The organism is Nitrosospira briensis (assembly GCF_900115125.1).
Taxonomy (GTDB): Bacteria; Pseudomonadota; Gammaproteobacteria; order Burkholderiales; family Nitrosomonadaceae; genus Nitrosospira; species Nitrosospira briensis_A.
On sequence record NZ_FOVJ01000017.1, the window covers coordinates 1 to 2,169 of the forward strand.

The window sequence follows — 2,169 nt, forward strand, 5'->3', positions numbered from 1 at the left end:
GTTGACTGAAAATGCCGCCCCGAAACCCATGAACAGCAGCGCTATCGACCCGGTGATGGGCCAAGTCGATGGCGCTGGAACGTAATAGTGACTCCTCTCTTGGCTCATGCTTTTGTGCTCGCTTGTGATTTCATTAAAAACTATCAGCCGTACCGCCGGTCAGCAACAGTAAGTCTGCCATAAATAATGCGATACAGGGATGACCTGAGAAAAAGCCAGCAGGAACAATGCGGTTCTGATCGCTGCAAGCTTTCTCTCTGTTTCTCCGTTTTCCGGTACATTTGCGTGTGGCATATTCATCTGTATTGGCATCGTACGCTCCTATCGGCTATTTGATGACTGGAGGTGTCTGGAAGCTGTGATAAGGGGCCGGTGACGGCAATGTCCATTCAAGCGTTTTGCCACCCTCCCAAGGTTTGGCGGACACCTTTGCACCGCCACGAATGCACTTCAGCACCACGTAGAGGAACAGCAATTGGGTTGTGCCGAAGCCGAATGCCCCGATACTGGAAATCATGTTGAAATCCGCAAACTGCAATGCGTAGTCGGGGATGCGACGTGGCATACCGGCCAATCCCAGGAAGTGCTGGACAAAGAAGGTGAGGTTGAAAAAAAACATCGACAGCCAGAAATGCCATTTACCCAGCGTTTCATCGTACATATGTCCGGTCCATTTGGGCAGCCAGTAATAAATCCCTGCAAATATCGCGAAAAGCGAACCTGATACCAGCACATAATGGAAGTGGGCAATCACATAGTAAGTATCCTGCACCTGAACATCTATCGGGACTATCGCGCACACCACGCCGCTGAACCCCCCGATGACGAACAGGAATATGAAACCGATCGAGAACAGCATGGGCGTTTCGAAAGTCATGGAACCGCGCCACATGGTAGCCGTCCAGTTGAACACTTTTACTCCTGTCGGCACCGCAATAAGCATGGTGCCATACATGAAAAACAGCTGTCCGGTTACCGGCATGCCCGCTGTGAACATGTGATGCGCCCAGACGATGCAGGAAAGAATGGCAATGGAAGCGGTGGCGTAAACCATTGACGAATACCCGAATAACGCCTTCCGCGCGAAAGTCGGAATGACTTCCGAAACAATGCCGAATGAGGGCAGGATCATGATGTAGACTTCCGGATGCCCAAAGAACCAGAAAATATGCTGAAACAATACCGGGTCCCCACCGCCTGCGGCATTGAAGAAGTTGGTCCCGAAATTACGATCCGTCAGCAGCATGGTGACAACCCCCGCCAGCACCGGCATTACCAGCACCAGCAGATAGGCGGTGATCAGCCAGGTCCAGACGAACATCGGCATTTTCATCAGCGTCATGCCCGGTGCGCGCATGTTGAGTATGGTCGTGATGATGTTGATGGCGCCCATAATTGAGGATGCACCCAGGATATGAATGGCAAAAATCATCATATCCATTCCTACACCCATTTGTACCGACAGCGGCGGATAGAACGTCCAGCCGCCAGCGGCCGCGCCACCCGGAACGAAGAATGAACTGATCAGCAGAAGGGCCGCGGGAGGCAACAGCCAGAAGCTCCAGTTATTCATGCGGGCGAAAGCCATGTCGGGGGCGCCGATCATCAACGGTATCTGCCAGTTGGCAAAGCCTACAAAGGCGGGCATGATGGCGCCGAACACCATTACCAGCCCGTGCATGGTAGTCAACTGGTTGAAAAACTCCGGATTGACAACCTGCAGACCGGGCTGGAACAATTCGGCCCGGATGGTCAGGGCCATCACCCCGCCCGTCAGAAACATTATGAAACTGAACCACAAATACATCGTGCCGATGTCTTTGTGATTGGTGGTAGTCAGCCAACGCATCAAGCCCGTGGGATGATGATCGTGGACATGCGGAATTTCGTGCTCTACTGCTGCCATGGTTTTCTCCTCGACCCTGTTTTCTGAAATGTGTGATTGGCAATCAGCAGCCAGCGCGTCGAGCCGCCGGCAGCGTACTGTTTAAACGTCATATCCCGATGCCGTGGTGGATGCCAGGATGGCTGTGCTCAGTATTTGAAGTATCTGAAGTCAATGTTCCTCCCTGGCGCTATTTTCTGAATTCGTTGATTTCCGATGGCTGCACTACGTCGCCTGCCGCATTACCCCAGGCATTGCGTTCGTAGGTGACCACCGCCGCGATT

At 52.8% G+C, this 2,169-nt stretch carries 1 protein-coding gene; it reads right to left on the reverse strand.

The annotated features are described in order from the left end of the window. Positions 1 to 328: 328 nt before the first annotated feature. Positions 329 to 1,906: a cytochrome c oxidase subunit I gene (gene ctaD, locus BMZ14_RS14545; RefSeq protein WP_074798857.1), complete on the reverse strand. Its 1,578-nt coding sequence runs from the start codon at positions 1,904 to 1,906 to the stop codon at positions 329 to 331. Positions 1,907 to 2,169 lie beyond the last annotated feature (263 nt).